Annotated in this window: 20 protein-coding genes and 3 tRNA genes; 11 read left to right on the top strand and 12 right to left on the bottom strand. The window is 44.7% G+C overall.

The window, feature by feature from the left end; all coding sequences use genetic code 11:
• Positions 1 to 413: 413 nt before the first annotated feature.
• Complete coding sequence (locus J4N23_RS12700) at positions 414 to 1,958, bottom strand: S9 family peptidase (RefSeq protein WP_207427811.1); 1,545 nt, start codon at positions 1,956 to 1,958, stop codon at positions 414 to 416.
• Between the two features lie 394 nt (positions 1,959 to 2,352).
• Between J4N23_RS12700 and J4N23_RS12695 the strand changes: the two genes are divergently transcribed.
• Complete coding sequence (locus J4N23_RS12695; RefSeq protein ID WP_207427809.1) at positions 2,353 to 3,444, top strand: endo-1,4-beta-xylanase; 1,092 nt, start codon at positions 2,353 to 2,355, stop codon at positions 3,442 to 3,444.
• An 83-nt stretch (positions 3,445 to 3,527) separates the two neighbouring features.
• On the opposite strand, the gene J4N23_RS12690 is transcribed toward J4N23_RS12695, so the two are convergent.
• The 5 genes from J4N23_RS12690 to J4N23_RS12670 form a co-directional block, all read right to left on the bottom strand.
• Positions 3,528 to 4,427, bottom strand: coding sequence for an alpha/beta hydrolase (locus tag J4N23_RS12690; protein WP_207427808.1), 900 nt, complete (start codon positions 4,425 to 4,427; stop codon positions 3,528 to 3,530).
• A 269-nt stretch (positions 4,428 to 4,696) separates the two neighbouring features.
• A tRNA-Phe gene (locus tag J4N23_RS12685) sits at positions 4,697 to 4,769 on the bottom strand.
• 387 nt (positions 4,770 to 5,156) lie between these two features.
• Positions 5,157 to 5,229 (bottom strand) — tRNA-Phe (locus tag J4N23_RS12680).
• A 230-nt stretch (positions 5,230 to 5,459) separates the two neighbouring features.
• Positions 5,460 to 5,532 (bottom strand) — tRNA-Phe (locus tag J4N23_RS12675).
• 331 nt (positions 5,533 to 5,863) lie between these two features.
• The gene (locus tag J4N23_RS12670) at positions 5,864 to 6,331 is read right to left on the bottom strand and encodes a hypothetical protein (protein ID WP_207427807.1); all 468 of its coding nucleotides are present in this window, start codon (positions 6,329 to 6,331) and stop codon (positions 5,864 to 5,866) included.
• A 52-nt stretch (positions 6,332 to 6,383) separates the two neighbouring features.
• Between J4N23_RS12670 and J4N23_RS12665 the strand changes: the two genes are divergently transcribed.
• Positions 6,384 to 6,863, top strand: coding sequence for an ABC transporter ATPase (locus tag J4N23_RS12665; protein ID WP_207427805.1), 480 nt, complete (start codon positions 6,384 to 6,386; stop codon positions 6,861 to 6,863).
• A gap of 28 nt (positions 6,864 to 6,891) precedes the next feature.
• Here J4N23_RS12665 and mtgA read toward each other — a convergent pair whose 3' ends face one another.
• The 4 genes from mtgA to rpsF form a co-directional block, all read right to left on the bottom strand.
• Positions 6,892 to 7,620, bottom strand: a complete 729-nt coding sequence (mtgA, locus tag J4N23_RS12660) for a monofunctional biosynthetic peptidoglycan transglycosylase (RefSeq protein WP_207427803.1) — start codon at positions 7,618 to 7,620, stop codon at positions 6,892 to 6,894.
• Positions 7,621 to 7,687: 67 nt separating this feature from the next.
• Positions 7,688 to 8,131 (bottom strand): 50S ribosomal protein L9, encoded by a 444-nt coding sequence (gene rplI / locus J4N23_RS12655; RefSeq protein WP_207427801.1) that lies wholly within the window; start codon positions 8,129 to 8,131, stop codon positions 7,688 to 7,690.
• Positions 8,132 to 8,147: 16 nt separating this feature from the next.
• Positions 8,148 to 8,411: a 30S ribosomal protein S18 gene (rpsR, locus tag J4N23_RS12650; protein ID WP_207427799.1), complete on the bottom strand. Its 264-nt coding sequence runs from the start codon at positions 8,409 to 8,411 to the stop codon at positions 8,148 to 8,150.
• Positions 8,411 to 8,776: a 30S ribosomal protein S6 gene (gene rpsF, locus J4N23_RS12645; protein ID WP_207427797.1), complete on the bottom strand. Its 366-nt coding sequence runs from the start codon at positions 8,774 to 8,776 to the stop codon at positions 8,411 to 8,413. Before rpsF ends, rpsR begins: the two co-directional genes overlap by 1 nt.
• 381 nt (positions 8,777 to 9,157) lie before the next feature.
• Between rpsF and J4N23_RS12640 the strand changes: the two genes are divergently transcribed.
• Positions 9,158 to 11,500 (top strand): TonB-dependent receptor, encoded by a 2,343-nt coding sequence (locus tag J4N23_RS12640; protein ID WP_207427795.1) that lies wholly within the window; start codon positions 9,158 to 9,160, stop codon positions 11,498 to 11,500.
• Positions 11,501 to 11,502: 2 nt separating this feature from the next.
• Complete coding sequence (locus J4N23_RS12635; RefSeq protein WP_207427793.1) at positions 11,503 to 12,363, top strand: DUF4249 domain-containing protein; 861 nt, start codon at positions 11,503 to 11,505, stop codon at positions 12,361 to 12,363.
• Between the two features lie 141 nt (positions 12,364 to 12,504).
• On the opposite strand, the gene J4N23_RS12630 is transcribed toward J4N23_RS12635, so the two are convergent.
• Positions 12,505 to 13,725: a hypothetical protein gene (locus J4N23_RS12630; RefSeq protein ID WP_207427792.1), complete on the bottom strand. Its 1,221-nt coding sequence runs from the start codon at positions 13,723 to 13,725 to the stop codon at positions 12,505 to 12,507.
• A 156-nt stretch (positions 13,726 to 13,881) separates the two neighbouring features.
• Between J4N23_RS12630 and J4N23_RS12625 the strand changes: the two genes are divergently transcribed.
• Complete coding sequence (locus J4N23_RS12625; RefSeq protein ID WP_207427791.1) at positions 13,882 to 15,678, top strand: DNA polymerase III subunit gamma/tau; 1,797 nt, start codon at positions 13,882 to 13,884, stop codon at positions 15,676 to 15,678.
• Between the two features lie 62 nt (positions 15,679 to 15,740).
• Here the strand turns inward: J4N23_RS12625 and J4N23_RS12620 are convergent, their stop codons facing one another.
• The gene (locus J4N23_RS12620; protein WP_242689218.1) at positions 15,741 to 16,202 is read right to left on the bottom strand and encodes a hypothetical protein; all 462 of its coding nucleotides are present in this window, start codon (positions 16,200 to 16,202) and stop codon (positions 15,741 to 15,743) included.
• A gap of 152 nt (positions 16,203 to 16,354) precedes the next feature.
• On the opposite strand from J4N23_RS12620, the gene J4N23_RS12615 reads away from it, so the two are divergent.
• The 6 genes from J4N23_RS12615 to J4N23_RS12590 all read left to right on the top strand — a co-directional run bounded on the left by J4N23_RS12615 (position 16,355) and on the right by J4N23_RS12590 (position 23,237).
• Positions 16,355 to 17,581 (top strand): NADP-dependent isocitrate dehydrogenase, encoded by a 1,227-nt coding sequence (locus tag J4N23_RS12615; protein ID WP_370527270.1) that lies wholly within the window; start codon positions 16,355 to 16,357, stop codon positions 17,579 to 17,581.
• A gap of 186 nt (positions 17,582 to 17,767) precedes the next feature.
• Complete coding sequence (locus J4N23_RS12610; protein WP_207427789.1) at positions 17,768 to 20,158, top strand: TonB-dependent receptor domain-containing protein; 2,391 nt, start codon at positions 17,768 to 17,770, stop codon at positions 20,156 to 20,158.
• Positions 20,159 to 20,216: 58 nt separating this feature from the next.
• Complete coding sequence (locus tag J4N23_RS12605) at positions 20,217 to 21,053, top strand: oxidoreductase (protein ID WP_207427788.1); 837 nt, start codon at positions 20,217 to 20,219, stop codon at positions 21,051 to 21,053.
• 226 nt (positions 21,054 to 21,279) lie between these two features.
• Positions 21,280 to 21,633, top strand: coding sequence for a hypothetical protein (locus tag J4N23_RS12600; protein WP_207427787.1), 354 nt, complete (start codon positions 21,280 to 21,282; stop codon positions 21,631 to 21,633).
• 128 nt (positions 21,634 to 21,761) lie between these two features.
• Positions 21,762 to 22,124 (top strand): hypothetical protein, encoded by a 363-nt coding sequence (locus J4N23_RS12595; protein WP_207427785.1) that lies wholly within the window; start codon positions 21,762 to 21,764, stop codon positions 22,122 to 22,124.
• 132 nt (positions 22,125 to 22,256) lie between these two features.
• Positions 22,257 to 23,237, top strand: coding sequence for a type I phosphomannose isomerase catalytic subunit (locus tag J4N23_RS12590; RefSeq protein ID WP_207427782.1), 981 nt, complete (start codon positions 22,257 to 22,259; stop codon positions 23,235 to 23,237).
• The last annotated feature ends 17 nt before the right edge of the window (positions 23,238 to 23,254 follow it).

Genomic DNA, 23,254 nt, shown 5'->3' with positions numbered 1-23,254 from the left:
TGGGAGAAGTAGGAAGCGACAAATGTTCAATTTAATAGCTCACATGTCAATTGAGCAACGACAACCACTTCAATTCCTGCACAAAGCGCGATCGTAATGGCCTTGTTACAAACCCGCTGCAGGTATTTTTAACGTGCTGAAAGGCTTCTGACAGAAGAGCGCGACTCATCTCAAGAGGCTCAGTAAAGCTGCTATGAGCCCTGCAGCCTGGAAGAGGTTGTGCACCACGTTTATTAAGGTCTACAAAGAAACTGGTTTTGAGAAATAATTTTTTGCCTGCAAACAGGCGAACCATAGACTGACTATCTTTATTCGGCCGCTGCCACATGAACAGGGTTGATACTTAATTATTTAGGTTCGTTAAGTGTTCGAAACCTTTGAAGGGTCTGATTCTTATTTTCGTATATCATCGATCACCTTCTTACATCATAATTCAAAACCCTGTTAGCCCATGGTATGAAATGCTTCATGTTGGGGGCATCGGTATGTCCACCATCGTGCTGCCGCCAGGCCAGTTCTCCATCAAGCATACTCGTGTTGTATGGCGGCATTTTCTCCTTCATATAGTCGTTAGAGACGCCGAGATCTTTAGCGCCCAACAATTTGTAAACCGAACCTGCTGCTACGGTTGCCATATAGCTACCCTGCTGATCGAGCCAATGCGCATCGCCTTTTTCAGGGATGCCGTAGCTGATAAAAGTGGGACGGGGAGCGCACAGGGCGATAAGGCCGTGGGAATCGGTGGGCAGATCGCCGGCATTCTTACTGCCAAACTTTGCCTCAGAAGCGCCGTACTTCAGGTAATTGCCTGCCATCCAATAGTGGGAGAAACCTATCAGGCTCTCTACCGCTTCCCCGAAAACCCTCCGGTGCAAAGTAGTACCCCCTTTACCCGAGGAGCCGATTAAACCGGTAGCGAAGCGTTGATCGAATGCCATCGTCACCAACGCCGCTTTACCATAGCGTGATACTCCCTCTATTCCTACCTTTTTTGCATCAACCATCGACTCTGTCACGAGATAATCGAGTGCACGGGAGGCGCCCCAGGCCCAGGCCCGAAGTGCTCCCCAGTCCTCCGGCTTGCGCGGTTGTCCCCGGTTTACCAGACCAATAATTCCGGTTGTAAGGCCGGCCCCATTGTCAGCCTGCACACTATTGGGATCAATGGTAGCATAGCCCCAACCCGCTGCCAGCAATTGCTCGGTGGGCGAAAGCTCTCCTGCCGGAGGCGGCGCAAAGGGCGACGGGCCCGAGCGTATGATGGGATTGTAAGCCGGGTATTGATCAAAGATCGCCTTCAGTTCAGGACTACTTTGTATCAGCAGTTCTTTCAATGCGGTGTTAATCTTTTCCAGGTTTTCCGGTGAGGGCTGCGCGGGCGCGGGAAAGGAAGGCCGGCCGAACATCATCAACACAGGGACAGGGCCTTTTACATTCGTTGGCAGCACCAGCATCATATTAATGTCGACACTAATCAAAGGATAACTGCTATTATCCACGCGCCCGATCACTTGCTTCGCAATTACAGGAGTTCGTCCTACAAATTCGCGATCGGTAATTTTAACGGTCCATTTTACAGCAGGCACGTTTTCAGGAATGCGACCGTAGACCTCCCGCTCCAGGTCCTCCGCAATCTCTACACGTCGTAGGTTTGTCCATGCTTTCGCTGTACTTATCTTCTTTCCGTTCTTCGTCACCAGCAGATCAGGAAGTTTCGGATAAGGATTAGCGAGGGCCTCGTTATAATTGGCGGCATTGGGTGCCGAGGCGTCCGCACTCGGGCCGGGTCTCAGTGCTTTGATTCCCAGTTGATCCATCATATGCTTGCGAGCCTCGTCGGAACTCATGTTCACTACAGGAGGTAAATTTGCTGCGGCAGTTTGGGCATCGGTTGTTTGGGCCCCGACAGAATAAGTCGTTGCGACAATCATCAATACAGTAAACAGGCTTTTTATCATTATTAACGATTAACTGGTTTTATTACGTCGTTCCATTCTGCTGCAAGCCATCGAAGGTAGGCGGGGACGGTTAGTTTCCGGCTGAACAACAGTTTGCAGGAAGGATCTAATGTAGCAATCACAATAGCGAATAAGAAACACTCCTGTGCAAAAAAACCGTCCGGATGTTCAAAAGCAATAACTCAAATCGATGATGACATTGCAAGGCTGCCTCTCACCTTCAATGGAGGCTAAAGTAATCCTTCAATCTCCTGCTAGTCAACAGGTGTCGAAGTGTACACCAATTACAATGATTCCCTTCTCTAAACATCTGTACCCTTAATATGCTCAAACAAGACATTGCGTTTTATCTAATCCAGGTAGTTTTGAGTAGATTGATAAATTACAAGTTAGGATGAACAGATACAGAAAGAAGATCGCTATTGGTCTGGCCATTATTGGAATAGGGCTTACTGCTGCCAGTCCCCTCCCTGGCGACGAGGCTTCGCAGGGACTGAAGGATTATTATCAGAACTATTTCCCTATAGGGGTTGCAGTGCGGCCCTCTGACCTCGAGGGCGGTGCGGAAAGTAATCTCATTCTGAAACAATTCAACAGCATCACCGCTGAGAATGCAATGAAAATGGGACCGATTCACCCTGCCGAAAACCGGTACTTCTGGCGAGACGCTGACTCCATCGTCAACTTTGCCGTACGGAACAATTTGAAGATGCGAGGCCATACGCTGTGCTGGCATACCCAGGCTCCTTCCTGGATGTTCAAGGACTCCCTGGGAAACGACGTTAGCAAGGCGGTCTTACTGGATAGGTTGAGGACACATATTCACACAGTCGTGTCGCGCTACAAGGGTAAGGTTTATGCATGGGATGTGGTGAACGAAGTAATTGCTGACGATAGTTCCTTTTTCAGAAACTCCAAATGGTACCAGATCACGGGCGAGGAATTCATTGAGCAAGCATTCCGGTTTGCACATGAGGCAGATCCCAAAGCTGTGCTTTTTTACAATGACTACAACACCGAAATACCCGCGAAGAGGGAAAAGATCTATAAACTGTTGAAAAATTTGCTGGCTAAAGGAGTACCCATACATGGAGTTGGTCTGCAAGCTCACTGGTCTATCAATACGCCCAGCCGTGAGGAGCTTGTAAAGTCGATCGAACTATTCTCTTCACTGGGACTGCAAATCCAATTTACCGAGCTGGATATTTCGGTATATTCAGGAAATCAGGGCGGACAGCTTATTCGTGGAGAGCAACAAAAGCAAGTTGCTCCTTTTACTCCCGAGATGGAGCAGAAGCAACTCGAAAAATACAAGATGGTATTCGATGTGTTTCGCCAATACCAGAAAAACATCACTGGCGTCACTTTCTGGAACCTTTCTGATAAATACACCTGGTTAGACGCCCGGGGGCGAAAAAATTATCCTTTGCTATTTGACACCAACCTCCAGCCAAAAAAAGCCTACTGGGAGGTTGTAAAGTTTTAAACAAAGATACTTGGAACCGGTCTTTAAAAGGATCGGTTCCAAGTAAAAGTTGGACTGCCCGCTGACCTCCCGTCGAATCTATCTTAAAAAAACTTGTTAATTCTTAGCCAGTTCAAACTACTTTCGAACCATTGTCCGCCAGCCTTATTGTTCAAGCCAAAGCCGTGCCCTCCTGCCTGAAACAGGTGCATCTCTGCCTTACCTCCGTGCTTCAGTACTTCCTGGTAAAACAGTAGACTGTTATTTACGTGAACTACTTTGTCATCCTGTGCGTGTAAGATGAAGACAGGCGGTGTGTCCTGTCTCAACTGTTTTTCATTGGAAAACAGATCAATCTGCTGTTGAAAGGCGTCCTTCCCGATCAGATTTTCCTTCGAGCCGCCATGTGTAAACTCACCCATTGAAATAACAGGATAAATAAGCATCATAAAGCTGGGTCTTAAACTTACATTCGATTTGCCTATGTGCGATTTCGTGTAGTGCGTCCCAAGGGTAGACGCCAGATGGCCGCCCGCCGAGAATCCGATCACCCCTACTTTTGAAGTGTCTAACTTCCATTCTGAAGCCCTTGACCTGACCAGTTCCAGGGCTCGCTGCGCATCCTGAAGAGGACCGATGGAGCGATCGCGCATAATTAAGTCGCTGGGGAGTCGATACTTTAGTAGAAAAGCGGTTATACCAACCTCAGCAAATCGCTTTGCAACCTCGGCTCCCTCATGGTTAACTGCTAGTCCAGCATACCCTCCACCGGGAATTACGATAATGGCCGCTCCGCTTGCTTTCCCATCAGGGGGAAAAAACGGTGTAAGAGTAGGCTGACTTACCTTTGTTGTCCAGCCGTTACCGGTATGCTCCACATAATCGGAAGGAGTTGGCTTACTACCTGGTGCAGCATTTGGATAAAGCGGAATAACTGCAGTTTGAGCAAATAAGGAAACCTTGCCTCCAAGTAAAAAAATAGTAATCTTCAAAAATCTTCTCATGATCGTTTCAGGTGATGAGCATTCCAGCTCGACGTCCAGGTTTAAATTTATCGAATATTAATGGATCTTCGACTTGATTTTATTGTTTGCAGCGAGAAAAACAAGCCGACGTAGTCACTGGGATGTCTAAAGCATAGTTGAATTAGCCAACCCGCTGTACCCCTAAGAGAAGAGTGGTATCCCTAAAACAACATTACTCACATTTAAAGAAGGAATCACCTTCCAATAGAAAAGCCCACCTTTCTATTGAAAGATGGGCTTTTATTCTGTGGTATCAGCTGGAATCGAACCAGCGACACAAGGATTTTCAGTCCTTTGCTCTACCAACTGAGCTATGATACCGTCCCTTTTGGGATTGCAATTATAAGGTTTTTTTTTGAATTGGCTGACTAAGCACTTCAAAATAATATTGATGGATGTCAAAACCCATTCATGTCTAGCACATTAAAATGGAAACCTCGAAATTGCAGGGGTATCTATAGCACCACTACAGATGTTCCCCCCCTGCTCCTGTTCTCTTTTGGCTCTGCTTGCGTGCACGGTGAGTGCACGTTGTGAGCACCATGAGTGCAGGTTTTGGAGAGCAAACGTGGACTGACTCCGCAATTGCGATTGTGCTTTAGTATACGGAAGCTGTATAATAACTGAGAGATGTGTTATAGCTGCCGCTTTTGTTCCGGAGGAGACTTTAAACAACAAAACCCCAGATCGCTCTGAGGTTTCTTTCTGTGGTATCAGCTGGAATCGAACCAGCGACACAAGGATTTTCAGTCCTTTGCTCTACCAACTGAGCTATGATACCATCCCTTTTGGGATTGCAAATGTAAGCCTTTTTTTGAAAAGAGAAATAAAAAATCTAAAAAGTTATCCGCAAGCCTAGGGCTTATGGATAGTAATATCCGGAACCCGCCAGGTCAGATCCCCAATCCAAAACGCATTTCCCCCGCCCTAAAAGATCGTAAATTTTTTAGCGGCAATAAAAAGACGGCTCTAATACAACAAAACCCCAGATCGCTCTGAGGTTTCTTTCTGTGGTATCAGCTGGAATCGAACCAGCGACACAAGGATTTTCAGTCCTTTGCTCTACCAACTGAGCTATGATACCGTCCCTTTTGGGATTGCAAATGTACTGGGTTTTTTTAATTATTAAATTTTTTTTGAAAATATCCTGTTGCTCGTAAAATCGATAGATAACGGCTCCTACCATTAGCAATAAAAGTTTCTTTTGATGAGGAAATTCCGGGAGTTGTCTTTAAAAAAGAGTGGCCCATTCTAGTGGATAGAATGAGCCATCTTATTTTAACACATTAATCATTAATTTGAAGCAAGCTATGAGAGCAATAACTTCAAAACCAAAGTTATGACATTTATATTACCAATGCAATACTTTCTACGGCTTTTTTAACCAAAACTTAAAAGTCTATTACCGAACGCAATTATTTAAGTGCCTCTAAGGCTGTTTCCAGGCTATCTAGCTGCTCCGGCTCTACATGTACAACCGGTAGTTTTAACACAGAAGTCATCGAGTCAATATTACCTCTGGGGTCATTATACGTTTGTACGATTATATCGTCGGATACCGTTTTAATAACCAACTCCCCTACGCTGCTCGTTCCAAGAAAACTTAGTTCATCAAATCGCTTCAGATGAAAAGAAAAGTATTCTTGCTTCCCGTTTGGAAAGTACTTTCGTAGTCGAAAAAAACCTTTTTCGGTAACAACTAAATCCCACTTCTTCAACTTCTGCTTCCCAACAGCGGCGTCGAAGCAAGTGCTCAGACATTGCTGGATCCAACGCAGCTGATCACTAAAATTAGTTCTCTCCCCAAACGCCGACAACAGCAACAGAGCCAGACTACAGAACAGGAGCAAACGAAAGAAAGGCTTTTTACATTTCGCCAACATGATTGAAGGACTAAAAAACGCCTACAATTTAAGAATTTAGTAAATTTGATTAATGAAAATTTCTGAGAATTCCAGAGTTTGGATCTACCAGGCCAACCGGCCCTTCACTGCTGCTGAGCAGCAGGAAATAGAATCGCTGCTTCACACCTTTACGGGTGAGTGGTTAGCGCACGGTCATCAACTTGCAGCACAGGCAGAAGTACGCTATAATCGGTTTATTATACTTATGGTTGACGAAGCACAGGCTGGAGCAACAGGCTGCTCTATTGACAAATCTGTCCAGCTGATGAAACAGATAGAACAACAATATCACGTGGACCTGTTTGATCGCCTCAACATTGCCTTCCGTCAGAATGGCGAGGTGCTATCCTGCAGCAGAGACGAGTTTGAACAACGCATAGCCGCGGGTGAGGTAAACGAGAATACCGTTGTGTTTAACAACCTCGTACAAACAAGGAAAGAATTGGACACCAACTGGGAGGTTCCCTTCAAAAACAGCTGGCATGCCCGGGTATTTACAGGAGTGGTTTAACTAACGGAAGCAAGCAACTACAGACAGCTTAAAAGTTAAGCTTCCTGATGTTACGCATATTCCTTAAAATTAAGTACTGTTTATAATAGATGTATTTGGTTGGCTTTGCAGGCGACCATCGAAGTGGGTTCGGCAGGACAGCGATTAACAGGGCGGCCTGCCTCTTGCTCATCTTTTCAGACGACTTGTTGAAGTAATGCTGCATTGCGGCTTCAGCACCATAGATCCCATCCCCCATCTCTGCCACGTTCAAATAAACCTCCAAAATTCGCTCTTTACTCCAAAGCAGTTCTATTAACAGGGTAAAATAGGCTTCAAAACCCTTCCTGATCCAGGATCTTCCCGGCCACAAAAAAACATTTTTGGCGGTTTGCTGACTGATTGTGCTGCCACCACGGATCGGCTTCCCGGCTTTATTTTTTGCATAAGCTTTCTGAATCGACTTCATATCGAAGCCCCAATGTTCCAAAAAATGAGCGTCCTCCCCGGCTACAGCAGCAAGTTTTAGATTATCGGAAAGCTCATCAAAGCTCTTCCATTCTTTCTCTATCTTCCAGCTCTTTCCATCCCATTTCCGTTCTATGGCGCGTTGCATCATCAGCCAAGTTACGGGCGGGTTCAGAAAGCGGTAAAGGAGCACCCAGGCTATCGTGACGATAAAGAACCAGAGAACTACCTTCTTCAAGGCTCTAAAAAAACCACTCACCCTATTCCCTCCTTTTCTTCCCGACCTGCTGCTGCTCTTCCTTTTTGCCATGCCCAAAAATAAAAATGCCCTCGATTTCTCAAGGGCATTTCCAAATATTTATCTTTCGTAGTTCTGCTTATTCAGCAACAACTTCAAAAGGAACCTGAACCTTAACTTCTTTATGTAAGTTTAAGTTAGCGATGTACTCACCAACAAATTTAGGCTCAGTTTCGAAAGTGATTCTGCGACGATCCACTTCAAAACCTTCTTTCTTAAGTGCATCAGCAACTTGAATAGTGTTCACAGCTCCGAAGATCTTACCACTTTCACCAGCTTTAGCACCGATAGTCAATTTTACGCTTTCTAAACGAGCAGCAATTGCAAGCGCATCATTTTTGATTTTGTCTTGTTTGAATTGCGCTTGTTTCAAGTTTTCAGCAAGCACTTTCTTTGCAGAAGAAGTTGCTAAAACTGCAAATCCTTGTGGGATAAGGTAATTGCGACCGTAACCTGGCTTTACATTTACGATATCGTCTTTCTCGCCAAGGTTTTTAATATCCTGTTTTAAAATAATTTCCATTTCGCTTTACCTCCAATTATTTTAATGAATCAGTAACATAAGGTAAAATACCGATATGACGAGCACGTTTAACAGCCTGAGCTACTTTACGCTGAAACTTCAAAGAAGTACCAGTTAAACGGCGAGGTAATACTTTACCCTGATCGTTCACAAACTTCAAAAGGAAGTTAGCGTCTTTGTAATCGATATACTTGATACCGTTTTTCTTGAAACGGCAATACTTTTTACGGTTGTCCTCTACTTTAGGGGCAGTTACGTATTGAATTTGATCTTTTGCCATTATCCAGCTACCTCCTCAGTTTGTTGTTTTTTCTGGTTGAAAGCACCGCTACGTTTTTTCTCACTGTAAGCACGTGCATGCTTGTCAAGCGCAACGGTCAGAAAACGCATTACACGCTCATCACGTTTGTATTCAAGTTCCAGTTTGCTGATTAATTCACCCGGAGCCTTAAATTCAGTTAGGTGATAGTATCCTGTAGATTTTTTCTCGATCGGATACGCTAGTTTCTTCAAACCCCAATTATCTTCATTGATAATTTCGGCTCCGTTATCTGTAAGGATACCGCGGAATTTGGCAATTACCTCTTTCGCAGCTTCGTCAGACAACAACGGGGTCAGAATGATTACTGTTTCGTACTGTTGCATTTTATTAATTAATTTTCAATTATTTACCCTGCAATTAGGGATCGCAAATGTAGCTATAATATAAGACATGGTAAAACTTTTTTTGAAAACGGGCGACGGCACTTTGATCTGCTGCAGTCCGGCTTTCCGCTATAGTCCTCGCCTCCTTTCCCAATCCTCCTCCTCCGGCTGCGGGCTACCGCTGCAATCCGGTTTAGCTTAGACCGGAGCTACCGCTTCTCACCTACCTGGCTTCGCTACCTCCACCATCCCTTATACCCAATAATAAGTATTGGCCAGCCTCTGCTACTTTCGTATTTTTGACAAATTCAAATCCGGACTTTGTACACATTTCAGTTCCTGTCACTTATAAGAAAATCACCTTTTCTCTATCTCCTTTCCTTGAAATTTGCATTTCTCTTGCTGCTTACCCTGTTTTTGAGCGAAACCAACGCGCAGAACAGCTATCAGATAGAGGGACACCTATACAATGCGTCAACCAAAGCACCAGTGGCTAACGCTACGATAAAAACAAGGCAGAAAACCACCTCCAGCGACGAGCGGGGCTATTACAATCTCGTGCTGAATGAAGGGGAACACGTTCTAACCCTTACCCACATTGCTTACGATACCCTGCAGATATCTCTAATCCTACAGAAAGACGAAAACAAGGACTTATATCTCCATCCTAAAATGGCCTTGATGAACGAGGTCGTGGTGTCGGGCAGTCCGCGTAAAAGCAACATCAGGAGCGTCAGTGGAAACGTGCAGACACTTACCAGGGAAGACCTTCGTAAACAACCCGCCTTCCTCGGCCAGGCAGATCCATTAAAAACGCTGCAGACGCTTCCTGGCAGCGGCAAGGGCGGAGAGGGAAATTCGGGCTTCTATGTCAGGGGTGGAACCGCCGGCCAAAACCTCACGCTCTTTAACGAAGCTCCCATTTACAACCCCTCTCACCTGCTTGGTTTCTTCTCTGTTTTTAACGCAGAAGCGATCGACCAGGTAAAACTTTATAAATCGGCCATCCCTTCGGAGTATGGTGGGCGCCTCTCGTCAATCATCGAAGTGAATAGCAGTCGGAAGGTAGAAGACTCCCTTAGTATCCGGGGAGATGTAAGTATTCTCGCCGCCAACACAACGCTTGCTCTTCCCATTACCAGCAACTGGTCCCTTAGTGTTTCGGCAAGGAAAACCTTTATGAATCAAACCGTTTGGCCTTTGGTAAACAGTCTCGCCGGGAACGGAAGCTCGTTCAACGACATGCGCTACGACTTTCACGATTTGAATTTGAACTCGAATGCCCGGATCGGGAGCAGAAACTCCCTCAACCTTTCTGCTTATCATGGCGGCGACCGCTTTGGATTCGGCATCAGAAGGTTCAATATCAGCAATGGCATGAACTGGAAAAATTCAGCCTACTCGTTTAGTTGGAAGAGTATTTTGGAAGATAGAGCAGTATTACAAAACACAGCAAGCTACAGCGGTTACAACTTCAACTTCGGAATGACGCAAGACAAATATGACGCGAACATTACTTCTCAGATCAGAGATATTAACTGGAAAAGCGTGCTTGCCTTGTACTTCCAAAAGCATCAGTTGAAAACGGGATTACAGTACACGCGTCACCGGTTCAAACCTAACACCCCCTCCGTTTCCGCTTCGGATACGGAATATGATTTCGGCCTCCCTAACATCTATCACTCAGACGAAAGCTCGTTTTTTTTAAGCGACGAATTCTCAGTTACCGAAAAAACAGGGATTAACGCCGGGGCACGTTTTACCTACTATCGGCAGTTAGGGCCCTATCAACTAACAAACGAGGAGCAGGAAACAGTTAGCTTCGGAAAAAACGAGGCAGTGTCGGCCTTTGGTTATATCGAACCGTCACTTACATTACGTCAGCTGCTTAACCAAAACTCCTCCCTAAAACTTTCGCTTTCGCGAAATATCCAACCCTTACATCTTATTTCGGTTACTGCAGTCAACTTTCCTGCTGACTTCTGGATGCCCTCACTGCGGAGTATTCCCGCCGAGAAAGGGCTACAGGCCTCTGTGGGTTACTTCCGGGATTCCGGAAAGGATAATCGCTATGAATCCTATATTGATCTGTACTATAAAAAAATGTCGGGACTGGTTGAATTCTCAGGAGGAATCATGAACTTAATTGATAACCTGAAGATTGAAGAAAATTTACTGTTTGGTTCCGGCCGCGCTTATGGAGCCGAATTTTTCCTCAAAAAAAACACGGGTAAATTAACGGGGTGGATTGGCTACACCCTGGCGAAAAGCGAAAGAAGATTCGAAGGGATCAATGGAGGCAACTACTTCCCTGCTAAATATGATCGGACCCATGATCTCTCGATCGTTTCGAGCTACCCCCTCACCAGCCGATGGAACGTAAATGCATCCTTCACTTATGCAACGGGCAATGCCTACACGAAACCCGCAAGTCGTTATCTCATCGGTGGGAACATCGTTAACGAATATGGCCCGTTTAACGGCAACAGAATGCCGGCCTATCACCGGATGGACTTAGCAGCGACGTATAAAATCAGAAACAACAGGAAGTTCAGCACAGAGCTTTCTCTCTCCGTTTACAATGTATACAACCGCCAAAATCCTGTTTACATTTACTTCTTAGCTGAAGGAGATCTGGAAAAACAAAAAGTGTCTATTCGTCCCAAATCCGTTACGCTGCTGCCGGTACTGCCCGCTGTCAACTATAAATTCTCATTTAAGTAGCCATGATCATCTTAAGAAACACCATCTTAGCCATAGCTTTTCTTGCCGCCCTTTTCGGCTGCAAAAAAGAAGAGCAGTCGGTTTACGGTCACTACAAGCCGCGTTTCGTCGTGGAAGGCTGGATCGAACAGGGCGATTATCCCCATGTGATCCTCACCCATAATATTCCTTTTTTCACCTCGCTCGATTCTGCGCAGCTTAGTGAGGTGGTCATCAGATGGGCGAAGGTAAGTGTCAGTGATGGACAGACGACCGAGGTGTTGACGGCAAAAAAAGACAACGATTACTTCCCTGCCTATATCTATAAAGGAAATGAATTAAGAGGCATGCCAGGCAAGACCTATACGCTCACTATAGAATACGCCGGCAACACGCTTACTTCAACAACCAGTATCCCTCCAAAGGTTCCTTTAGACTCTGTCTGGTTTATACCGAAAGGAGACGGGCTGGATAAGGTTCAGCTCCAGCTCCGATTTAAGGATAATCCGAGCGAAAAAAACTACTATAAGATCTACACTAAGACAAGCTCCAACAAGAGGTACATACCAACCCTGTTATCAAACCATGACGACAAATATTTTAATGGCAAGCTGCTCACCCTGCAGGTAAACCGCGGACCTGAGAATAATCTTACGGTGGAAAACCAGCCCTACTTCAACAAAGGCGAGGCGGTGATGATAAAATTCGCGACGATACCGAAAGAGGGCTTCGACTTTTGGAGTACGTTCCAGGATGAGGTAATAAATTCATCTAATCCGCTGGTGGGATCAACGGGAAAAATCAAGTCAAATATACAAGGGCCAGGACTGGGAATATGGTGTGGTTATGGCTCCTATATTTTACAGGCGACGGCAACCCCCTAAACAAAACCTTCATGAGCAGAGCTCACAAACGGAGGATGAAAATAGTTTGAAGGTTCTTTGTGACCACTGGAAAACAAATCAAACTTTCACAAAAAAAAGGAGGCCCCCACAGCCTCCTCTGTTCAACAGGTAGTATTAATATTATTCAAACTTCTCTCCGAACTCTTCCAGATCGTCGATTAGTTGCGCAAACCCATTTTCGAAGAATGCTTCAAAACTGGTTTTTGAACCGTCTTTGAAAACCAGCTTTGGCTCCAGGTAATAATCAGTATAGCTATAGCAATGGTTAGATTGACCATTCCAGTAGCAGCTTTCGTAATCATCCCTGCCTGGTTCGAATTCTACTTTAGCAATCAGAGTGTTATCAGTCTTGTTTACTGCCACAAACTTAGCGTGCTTATTCCAGGCTTCAGCCTCTTTAACATTCTGAAGATCATTTGAAAGATTATCTGCAGCTCTTTCTGCATCAGCTATTCCTTTAATGTCCACCTGACCCAGCAACTTGAAGTTCATGATCTCAAAACTTGCGTTTGCACTTTTTAAAAACTCATCAAGATCATCTGCCGAATTAGCGTTGTCAACTGTCATGTTTCCAGCTGCAGAAGTAGTCAGGCTAAGAAGCACTTCAGTTCCTTTAGCCAAAGAAAACTCAGAACTCATTGCGCTTGAGCTGTTGTCAACTTTAGTTTTTAGAGTAAATGCTCCTAATACCAAATTGATGTCAGCTTTAGTTGGAGTTCCGTCGTTTTTGTATTCAAAAGAGGATGTATATTTCAACTCTTCCTTATTATCTACTTTAAGTACGGCAGTCATGGAAGCAGGAAGTTCTGCGCTTTCTCCTTCGTAAGTTGCCGTTGTGTTAGACTTAACATAGCTAAACGTTAAAGTAGCATTGTTAGATGTTTTAGAAGCGTCAGACGGAAACCGGAATTCCAGTTTATCAGTCGAGCTGGACTCCACCCATTCCTGCTCCGTACGATCCCATGTATAAATCTTATAAAGATCACTCAATTTGCCTGCATCATTAGTAGCTGAAGTTGAAGCATTAAATAAGGCATTGAAGTTTTTTGTCTTTGCCGCTTTCCCTACAGCGAAAATAGAGGCGACAGATTCTGATTCCGTTTCCAGATCAAGCTCCAGGCTAGCGAAGTAATCCAAAACATCTACAAACTTCTCGTCTGGCAGTGTGTTGATTTTTTGAACAAACTCAATTCCAGCTTGCTCCATCTTTTGTTTGTGCTGCTCGGTACTTAGGTTGGAGTACTCTAGCTTGAATGGATCCTCTTCCTCCTTGCCTCCGTCTTTTTTACACGAAGCAAAAACGGCAGAACAAGCAACTGCGATAAGTAATATTTTTTTCATTAGTTAAAAAATTAGTCGGTCAAAGATAATTTAATAACAAACGGGAAGAAATACTCACTTTTAGGTATTTCATTTAAGGATTGGCTGCAATTCTTAAAAATATCATAATTAGCAAAACCCGTTCAAGTTTCGCAACTTCTTATTAATTTAGTGGCGATGGATAATTTTATTGTGTCGGCGAGGAAATACAGGCCAGCAACATTCGAAAGTGTTGTGGGTCAGCAGCATATTACAAACACCTTAAAGAACGCGATAAAAAACCATCAGCTGGCTCAGGCTTTTCTTTTCTGCGGTCCGCGGGGAGTTGGAAAAACTACCTGTGCCCGTATTCTTGCAAAGACCATTAACTGCTTCAACTTAAGTCCGCAAGTAGAGGCCTGCGGCGAGTGTGAGTCTTGTCGCTCCTTCCAAAATGGCAACTCTTTCAGTATCCACGAGCTCGATGCTGCATCCAACAACTCTGTTGATGATATCAGGAGCCTGATTGAACAGGTACGGATCCCGCCACAAACCGGCAAATACAAGATTTATATTATAGATGAGGTCCACATGCTTTCACAGGCAGCCTTTAATGCGTTCCTGAAAACGCTGGAAGAACCTCCGTCCTATGCCATCTTTATCCTTGCGACGACCGAGAAGCACAAAATCCTTCCCACCATCTTATCCCGTTGTCAGATTTTTGATTTCAACAGGATCCGGGTGGAAGACATGGCTAATCATCTTGCTTCCATAGCAAGCAAAGAAAACGTCAGCTATGATGGAGATGGCCTACACCTGATTGCTCAAAAAGCAGATGGTGGTTTGCGGGATGCCCTGTCTATGTTTGATCAGATCGTCAGTTTCTCGAACCGGAACGTCACCTACAAAGCGGTGATTGACAATCTGAACATTCTCGATTACGATTATTATTTCAAGATTACCGATTCGCTGTTGAAGGAAGACGTCTCTAATACACTTTTGGTATTTGATGACATCCTGGCTAATGGCTTTGATGGGAACAACTTCATTACAGGTCTGGCCTCCCATTTTAGAAATCTCCTGGTAGGTAAGGATCCGGCCACGCTGAAACTCCTGGAAGTAAGCGACGGGATCCGGCAGAAATACCTTGAGCAGGCCAAAGCAGCTTCTGCCTCCTTCCTTTTATCCGGACTGAACATCGCTAATCAATGCGATCTCAATTATAAAAACAGTAAAAATCAGCGGCTGCAGGTGGAGATGGCGCTGATAAAAATATGCCACATCCCATCCGCTTTAAATTTATCCGCTTCGGTTTCCGCTGAAGCGGTAAAAAAAAAACATGATACCCCAGTAAAAGCTGAGCAAGGTTCGGCTTCTGTTACCGCTGCTCCACCGAGCCCTGCCGTTCTCAAAGAGCCGCCTCCCGTAGCTTTTAAAGCTCCATCACCGCAGCCAGCACCGGTGCCGGCAAGTACAAAGCCTGCAGCAACAGCCACCACGGAAAAGCCAAGGATTTCCATCAAACCCTTAACAGCGATTCCTTCTATTATTCCCAGTCTAAACGATCTTTCGGGCAGCACTGCAAAAGAAGAGAATGACGAACCGCAGGTCATTTCGGGCGATAGCCGCGAGCCCTTTACCGCGAACGACCTGTTAAGAGAATGGAATAGCTATGCAGAAGAAATAAAACGTCAGGGAAAAATAAACCTGTTTACCTTGATGACAGCCAACTCGCCTACACTGCTTCCCAACTTCCAAATTGAGGTGGTGATTGAGAACAAGATCCAGGAAGGACAACTGGCCGTTGAAAAAATCGATCTGCTGAATCACCTGAGAATAAAGATGCAGAACTTTGGAATTGACATAGTAACGCGTCAGGCAGAGAAAAACGATAAAAAGCGCTTATATACATCTTCTGAGAAGTACCAGTATATGGCAGAGAAGAACCCGGTACTGGAGGAGTTCAGAAGGAAGTTTAACCTTAATGTTGAATAAGCATCAGTACAATAAGAAGGCTGAAAGCCGACTTGTGTCGTCACCCTCAGCCTTCAAAACAATTATGACTTCAGATACTCATTGCCTTCCAATGGATCTTCGTCGTTTTTCGGATAACCTTCTTCGTCTAAATCATCCCGGTCATCCTCAGGAGTTTTTGCTAATTCTGCATCAAGCGGATCCAATTGGGCGATCTGTCCATCGTCGATATGCATACCGTACTCGTTCACTTCCGGCTCCGCGCCATCGTTGATCCGCTGGTAGTCGTCTACCAAAGCAATGTTTTCTTCATCATAGTCTGAGTCGAAATCAGAGCCGCCGCGTGCCGAGGTGTCATACGGGTTCGGGTGATCATATAGCTCGTCTTCGCCTGTACTTTTCACATCGACCTCAAAACTATCCTGGTCTTCGTTATATGTTAGGTTCTCACTATTCACTTCAGCTCCTAAATCATCCTTCATTTTTTTATCTCTATCCATGTTTTCATCGTTGAAACCAGGATAAAATGATTTGTCGTTGTTCATAGGAATTTAATTTTACAAGATGTAAAGCAAACTGCGTACCCAAATGTTTGAAAACAGCATTTGCAGACGAAATTGAATCTAAATAGCTCTGTTTTTGCAATTTTTATATCTTTGGGCGTCGCAAATTTTAACTAAACAAAGAAGACATGTCGATACAAAAAATCAAAGTAGCAAATCCGGTAGTTGAGCTGGATGGCGATGAGATGACCCGCATCATCTGGAAATTCATCAAGGACAAGCTGATTCTTCCTTACCTTGACGTAGATATCAAATACTTCGATCTTGGTATTGAGTACCGTGATGAAACCAATGACCAGGTTACTATTGATGCTGCAAATGCAATCAAAGAATATGGTGTTGGTATCAAGTGTGCTACTATCACTCCGGATGAAGCTCGTGTGGAAGAGTTTGGTTTGAAGCAAATGTGGAAGTCTCCTAATGGAACTATCCGTAACATTTTGGATGGGACAGTTTTTCGTGAGCCGATCGTAATGAGCAATGTGCCTCGTTTGGTTCCAAACTGGACTGCTCCTATCTGTATTGGCCGTCACGCTTTTGGCGATCAGTATCGTGCAACTGACTTCGTTACTAAAGGGAAAGGTAAATTAACTATCACCTTCACTCCTGAAGATGGGGGCGAAGAGCAATCTTTCGAAGTGTACAATTTCAAAGGTGACGGTGTGGCACTGGCGATGTATAACACTGACGAATCTATCAAAGGTTTCGCACGTGCCTGCTTCAACCAGGCGCTGATGAAAAAATGGCCTTTGTACCTTTCTACCAAGAATACCATTCTTAAAAAATACGACGGTCGTTTCAAAGATATTTTTGAAGAGATCTATCAAAACGAGTTCAAAGCTGAGTTCGATAAATTAGGACTGGTTTATGAGCACCGTTTAATTGACGACATGGTTGCTTCTGCATTAAAATGGAATGGAAACTTCGTTTGGGCTTGTAAAAACTACGACGGAGACGTTCAATCCGATACCGTAGCACAAGGTTTCGGTTCATTAGGTTTGATGACTTCTACTTTGGTTACTCCTGACGGAAAAACGATGGAAGCTGAAGCAGCACACGGAACAGTAACGCGTCACTACCGTGAGCATCAGAAAGGAAATCCTACGTCGACAAACCCAATTGCTTCTATCTTCGCCTGGACAAGAGGATTAGAGTTCCGCGGTAAGTTGGATAACAACCAGGAATTGATCAACTTCTGCCACACGTTGGAGCAGGTTTGTATCGAAACGGTTGAAAGTGGTAAAATGACTAAAGACCTTGCTATTACTATCAAGCCGAAAGTAGAGCACGGTACAGACTACTTGTACACAGAAGAATTCCTTGAGGCGATCGATCAGAATTTGAAAGCCAAATTAGGTTAATCATCATACGGCCATTTGGTCGCTGAGCCCCGGTAAAACACCGGGGCTTTTTTCGTAAAAAACATCCTGAATCTTTAGCAGTGGCCAGCGATCATTACCCTCCAGACACCACACATAGGGAAAAAATCAAAAGAGATGCAACTTTTTAGGCAAAATTGCATCTAAGTAAGGGTTCGCTATTCAAACATGAAATCATTTTTTATCCTTCTCACAATCCTGACTACCTCGTATTCAGCATTTTCTCAGTCAACAATTACAGGAAAAGTAAGCGACGAAAAACAAAAGCCGGCTGAATTTGCCACCGTCTTGCTTCTCCGGAAAACAGACTCCGCTCTTGTTAAGTCCGCTTTAACCAATGGAACCGGTGCGTACAGCTTCAGCAATATCAGCAAGGGCAGCTACCTGATCACCGCCACCATGGTGGGATACAAAAAGAGCTCCGTCTCTGTAAACGTGGAGGGACCGGCAGTGAAGGCGCCGGGCATAACTATTACACCAGGTGCAGCAAATCTGCGGGAAGTCAGCATTACTGCCCGTCGACCTTTCCTTGAACAGAGGCCGGATAAGCTGGTAGTGAATGTGGAAGGAAGCGCAACGGCAGCAGGATCTACAGCACTGGAAGTACTGCAAAAAGTACCGGGACTGATCGTCTCTGATGATAAGATTACCATGGTTGGTAAAGGCAGTCCGAATATTCTGATCGACGGAAGACAGTCGCAATACACTGACATTTCACAGGTACTGAAGGACCTGAGCGCAGCAAATATTGAACGCATTGAGGTAATTGCGAATCCTGGGGCGAAGTACGATGCCGCCGGCGGTTCCGTGATTAACATTATTATGAAGCGAAATGCCAACCTCGGGACAAACGGAAGCTTCAGCCTCGCCTCGGGCCTGGGGATTTACAACCGGGGAGAATATGGGGTCGACAGAAACTTTTACAGGCTAAGTCCGTCCCTCAATATTAATCACCGACAGGGAAAGTTTAACAGTTTTGGAAGCTACAGCTTTTTCCACCGCAACTATTACGATTACAGCGAATTCAACAGAACGATTTCCGGCAGCAGGTATGAGCAGGTGAATTACAGCCCGAACAACGCCAATAGTCATAACTTTAGCGCGGGGGCAGATTTCTATGCCGACAAGAAAAATACCTTTGGAGTAATTATACGAGGGTTTATACGAGAAGGCTCAAGGAACGCGAGCAATCTTACCGAACAGGTAAACGATGCTTCCAATTCTTTAGAAAGCACTTTTGAGACCTTAAACTATACCACCAGCAACCGCAGCAACTTCTCGGGAAATTTAAACTGGAAGCATAGCTTTGATACCTTGGGTAGAGACTTGAACGTCGACCTTGATTATTCCAACTTCAATATCGAGACAGTAAGTAACATCACCAACATCGACAATAACAATACTGCCTTCAATAATCAGCAGTTTGTAGACAATCCGGTGAAGTTTGGAGTGTTGAAACTGGATTACAGTCATCCGGTTGGAAAAGATGCAAAATTTGAAGCTGGGGGAAAATCTACTATCGCTACCATAGACAACTTTCTAACCTTTATCCGGAATGGAAAGACGGATGCTGACAGAAGTACCAACTTCAGATACATGGAGAACATCAATGCTTTGTACTCTTCGTATCAGCATAAGTTCGGCAAATGGAACCTCCAGGGAGGCCTTCGACTAGAACAAACGGTAGCTAATGGAAAGGAAGAGCTAAATACAGTGCTCGAGAGAGACTATTGGCAGCTGTTCCCTTCAGCGTTCATCACGCGGGAGATCACTCCGAAAATCTCTACCATTCTGCAGTACACCAGGAGAGTGAACCGGCCCAGTTTCCAGCAACAAAATCCGTTTATCCAGTTCCTTGACTCTTTGACCTACACGCAGGGAAATCCGAAATTGAGACCGGAAACAGCAGATCAGTACAAGATCTCGCTTACCTATCAAAATCAACCATTTATCGCGTTTAGCTATAATAAGAAACAGGATGTTATTTTCAGCAATGCACCCCGTCAGAATGGAAATCTCACGTACACCACATCTGAGAATTTGGGTACCTATGACAACTTTGCTGCCGAACTGAACTTCCCGCTGAACCTGGGAAAAAAGATAAGCGGATTTGGGGGCAATCAATTCATCTACAACAGATACAAAGCTGATTACCTCAGTGGAACTTACGAACAAAGTAAGTGGAATTGGCTGGCTTACTGGCAGCTGGCATACAAGCCTACGAGTACGTTAAACTTTGAATTGTCGGGATATTATATGACGAAATTCCTCAATGAGTTTATCACCATCGATAACTTAGGGAGTTTAAATTTTGCGGTACAAAAAACGTTTTGGGACAGAAAAGGAAAGCTGAGTCTCAATTTCAACGACATCCTGTTCTCGGATAATACCAGGGCTTCCATCTTGTATCGAGAGATCAATGTCGACTTCCGGCAGTTTTATGAAAGCAGAAATGCGAGATTAACCTTCAGCTACTCTTTTGGGAACCAACAGTTAAAGGCGGCACGAAATAGAAAGACGGCCTCTGAAGACGAAGCGAACCGGGTAAAAACAAACTAAAGGACAATTAGCGATCGCAGCAGGGAAAGCAAATGAACTATCAATTTGTTTAAGGACTATGGAAAACAAGGAACGTATTTGGTTTATAACAGGAGTATCAGGTGGCCTGGGAAGAGCCCTGGCTCAGGAGGTTGCTGCAGCCGGCGATATAGTAATTGGCTCGTTACGTAAGGAAGAGCAACGCGAAGCTTTTGAAAAGCTGTTGCCGGGTAAAACATTTGGAGTGCTGCTGGATGTAAATGACCAGTCGCAAATATCGAGCGTAGTTGAAGATGCTGTTGCCCGTTTTGGCCGCATTGACGTGCTGGTGAACAATGCGGGATATGGACTTTTCGGAGCCATTGAAGAAGTAAGTATGGAAGAAGCACGGCAGCAGATGGAAACGAACTTCTTCGGACCCCTGGCTCTCACTCAAGCTGTATTGCCTCATATGCGCAACAAGAAAAATGGTTGCATTGTGCAGATATCCTCCCAGGCAGGGTTCCGGTCCAATCCCGGAATGGGTTTGTATAACGCAAGCAAGTTCGCACTGGAGGGATTTAGCGAAGCGTTGGCTCTTGAAACGGCAGAACTAGGAATCAAAGTCATTATCGTCGAGCCCGGACCTTTCCGTACCAGCTGGGCCGGAGATTCCTCCAAAACAGCTGAAACGAAAATAGATGCTTATACGAGTACCGCGGGAGCGTTGACGGAGACTATTAAAGGCTATGCAGGCAAGCAACCCAACGATCCTGCGAAAGGAGCAAGAGCAATCATAACGGCTGTCAACAGTGAAAATCCGCCGCTCCGGTTGCCTCTCGGAAAAGAGGCTATTGAAGCCATTCGACGCAAGCTTAAATCAGTTGAAGAGAATGTAAATAGCTGGGAGGATGTAGCTGCAGATACCGCTTTTTAATCGGGATTTCCAGCACTGTTTTCCAGTTGCCAGTTGCCCGCCACCAATCGCTGCTTGGGAAGCAGCAGGACGGATGGACGCAGCAGCCCGAAGAATAGCAGATTTGGCCTAGACTTGTTTTTATTCTGCGGGGAAATACTTCCGGAGAAAATCCGTTACTCATTGAAAATACGTGTAACCTGCTTCTTCACTTAACGTTATAGAAGTCAGAACACTAAATTGAGCAATGAAGAGAATTTTTGTTTCCCTAACGTTTTTGGTTGCATTCGCTTTGGCATGTTTTGCAGCCGACATTACAGGGAATTGGAAGGGCGTTGTGAAGACGCCAGACGGAGACGATTTGGAAATTACCTACCACTTAAAAGCGAATGGCGATAATCTGACTGGTAAACTTTCCACCTCTATTGGAGAACTTGAACTGATTGACGGACGCATTAAAGGCGACGAGTTTGACTTCAAATTGAAGCTGGGAAGCGTAGTGATGGAAAACCAGGGCCGGATGTTTTCTGACTCGCTAGTAATTGTAACCCTTGTTCAGGGTGACACCCTGCAGCACACATTCAAAAGAATCAGACAATAAATCCATTCAGGATTTTTAAACTGGCCGGACATCTAGCGGATGGTCCGGCTTTACTATTTTCACACTTACTACTTTCGGTTTTTATTTTCGAAAATTAAGGCTAACTTCAGAATCTAAACTTATAAACCATGAAAAAGACCTTAACTTCAATTGCTCTGGTTTTGGCAGGCTTCCTTGTATGTCTGGCGGCCGACTTGACCGGGAGCTGGAAGGGTACTGTAAAAACCCCGAATGGAGACAATCTTGAAATTACGTACAAGCTGAAAGCCGAAGGTGAGAAACTCAGCGGAGTAGTTGTATCCTCTTACGGTGAACTGCCCTTGATGGATGGACAAATCAAAGGCGATGATTTCAGCTTTAAGCTCAACTTTGGCGACGATAATACGATGGTGGGCCAGGGAAAGCTGTATGGAGATTCTATCGTAATAAAAACAGATTTCCGCGGAAACAGCAGTCAAAATACATTTAAGCGGGTTATGGAAAACAAATAGTTGACCCTACACTCCTAAAGCCGGCACCAAAGCCGGCTTTTTCTTTTCTTAGCTAGCGCCAATTAACACATTAGCAAGAAAAAGTTAAAAAGTATCATTAAATTGCTAATATTGTGGACCTAATTCTGCGATATGTCGTCTCTCTATCCATTAAAATTCAAAACGATCTACAAGGACAAAATCTGGGGTGGCCAAAAAGTCAGAACAATTTTGGGCAAAGACTTTGCACCACTTCCAAACTGCGGTGAAACCTGGGAGATTTCAGGAGTAAAAAGCGACGTTTCTGTTGTGGCGAACGGTCCGCTGCAGGGCAAACGCTTAGACGTTCTGTTAGACGACTTCAAGTATGAATTGGTGGGAAAAAAAGTGTATGAGCGATTTGGAAACGAATTTCCCCTCCTGGTAAAATTTATTGACGCCAATGAGGATCTCTCCATTCAGGTGCACCCCAATGATAACTTGGCGAAAGAGCGACATAATTCTTTTGGGAAGACGGAGATGTGGTATGTGATCCAGGCTGATGAGGGCGCAACGCTTATTTCTGGTTTTAATCAGCAAGTTGACGAGAAAACTTACCTTGAGAAGTTGAATTCGGGAAGAATCAACGATATCCTAAATAAGGAGCAGGTAAATGCGGGAGATGTATTCTTCCTCCCCGCAGGCAGGGTCCATACCATTGGAAAAGGGCTATTAATTGCAGAAATCCAACAAACGTCCGATATCACTTATCGAATTTATGATTTTGACCGGGTAGACGACAAGGGAAACAAACGGGAATTGCATACGGAGGAAGCGCTTGCGGCTATTGACTACAACGTTTACCCTGAATACAAGTCGTCTTACAAGAAGAAGACAAACGAGCCGGTTGAAGTAGTAAACTCTCCTTACTTCAGCACCAGGATTCTTGAATTTACTCAACCAGTAGAAAGGGATTATTCAACCAATGATTCATTCGTAATACAAGTTTGTGTGCAGGGTTCCTATACTATTAGGTACGAGGGTGGTGAATTAAATGTCAGGATGGGCGACAGTATTTTGATTCCGGCTGCAGTAAAAAGTATTAATCTTCAAACTGATACCGGCTTCAAAATCCTCGAAAGCTCTATTCCCTGACCATTAGCAGGTTTTTA

It is taken from the genome of Pedobacter sp. SYSU D00535, from assembly GCF_017355855.1.
In the GTDB taxonomy this organism is placed as follows: Bacteria; Bacteroidota; Bacteroidia; order Sphingobacteriales; family Sphingobacteriaceae; genus Desertivirga.
Note: the sequence above shows the minus strand (reverse complement) of the source record. Positions and strands in the feature narration are given on the sequence as shown.

Excerpts from the sequence above, each read along its gene's own strand:
- J4N23_RS12700 (WP_207427811.1), bottom strand. The coding sequence starts at position 1,958 with ATGATAAAAAGCCTGTTTACTGTATTGATGATTGTCGCAACGACTTAT.
- J4N23_RS12695 (WP_207427809.1), top strand. The coding sequence starts at position 2,353 with ATGAACAGATACAGAAAGAAGATCGCTATTGGTCTGGCCATTATTGGA.
- J4N23_RS12690 (WP_207427808.1), bottom strand. The coding sequence starts at position 4,427 with ATGAGAAGATTTTTGAAGATTACTATTTTTTTACTTGGAGGCAAGGTT.
- J4N23_RS12670 (WP_207427807.1), bottom strand. The coding sequence starts at position 6,331 with ATGTTGGCGAAATGTAAAAAGCCTTTCTTTCGTTTGCTCCTGTTCTGT.
- J4N23_RS12665 (WP_207427805.1), top strand. The coding sequence starts at position 6,384 with ATGAAAATTTCTGAGAATTCCAGAGTTTGGATCTACCAGGCCAACCGG.
- mtgA (WP_207427803.1), bottom strand. The coding sequence starts at position 7,620 with ATGGCAAAAAGGAAGAGCAGCAGCAGGTCGGGAAGAAAAGGAGGGAAT.
- rplI (WP_207427801.1), bottom strand. The coding sequence starts at position 8,131 with ATGGAAATTATTTTAAAACAGGATATTAAAAACCTTGGCGAGAAAGAC.
- rpsR (WP_207427799.1), bottom strand. The coding sequence starts at position 8,411 with ATGGCAAAAGATCAAATTCAATACGTAACTGCCCCTAAAGTAGAGGAC.
- rpsF (WP_207427797.1), bottom strand. The coding sequence starts at position 8,776 with ATGCAACAGTACGAAACAGTAATCATTCTGACCCCGTTGTTGTCTGAC.
- J4N23_RS12635 (WP_207427793.1), top strand. The coding sequence starts at position 11,503 with ATGATCATCTTAAGAAACACCATCTTAGCCATAGCTTTTCTTGCCGCC.
- J4N23_RS12630 (WP_207427792.1), bottom strand. The coding sequence starts at position 13,725 with ATGAAAAAAATATTACTTATCGCAGTTGCTTGTTCTGCCGTTTTTGCT.
- J4N23_RS12625 (WP_207427791.1), top strand. The coding sequence starts at position 13,882 with ATGGATAATTTTATTGTGTCGGCGAGGAAATACAGGCCAGCAACATTC.
- J4N23_RS12620 (WP_242689218.1), bottom strand. The coding sequence starts at position 16,202 with ATGAACAACGACAAATCATTTTATCCTGGTTTCAACGATGAAAACATG.
- J4N23_RS12610 (WP_207427789.1), top strand. The coding sequence starts at position 17,768 with ATGAAATCATTTTTTATCCTTCTCACAATCCTGACTACCTCGTATTCA.
- J4N23_RS12605 (WP_207427788.1), top strand. The coding sequence starts at position 20,217 with ATGGAAAACAAGGAACGTATTTGGTTTATAACAGGAGTATCAGGTGGC.
- J4N23_RS12600 (WP_207427787.1), top strand. The coding sequence starts at position 21,280 with ATGAAGAGAATTTTTGTTTCCCTAACGTTTTTGGTTGCATTCGCTTTG.
- J4N23_RS12595 (WP_207427785.1), top strand. The coding sequence starts at position 21,762 with ATGAAAAAGACCTTAACTTCAATTGCTCTGGTTTTGGCAGGCTTCCTT.
- J4N23_RS12590 (WP_207427782.1), top strand. The coding sequence starts at position 22,257 with ATGTCGTCTCTCTATCCATTAAAATTCAAAACGATCTACAAGGACAAA.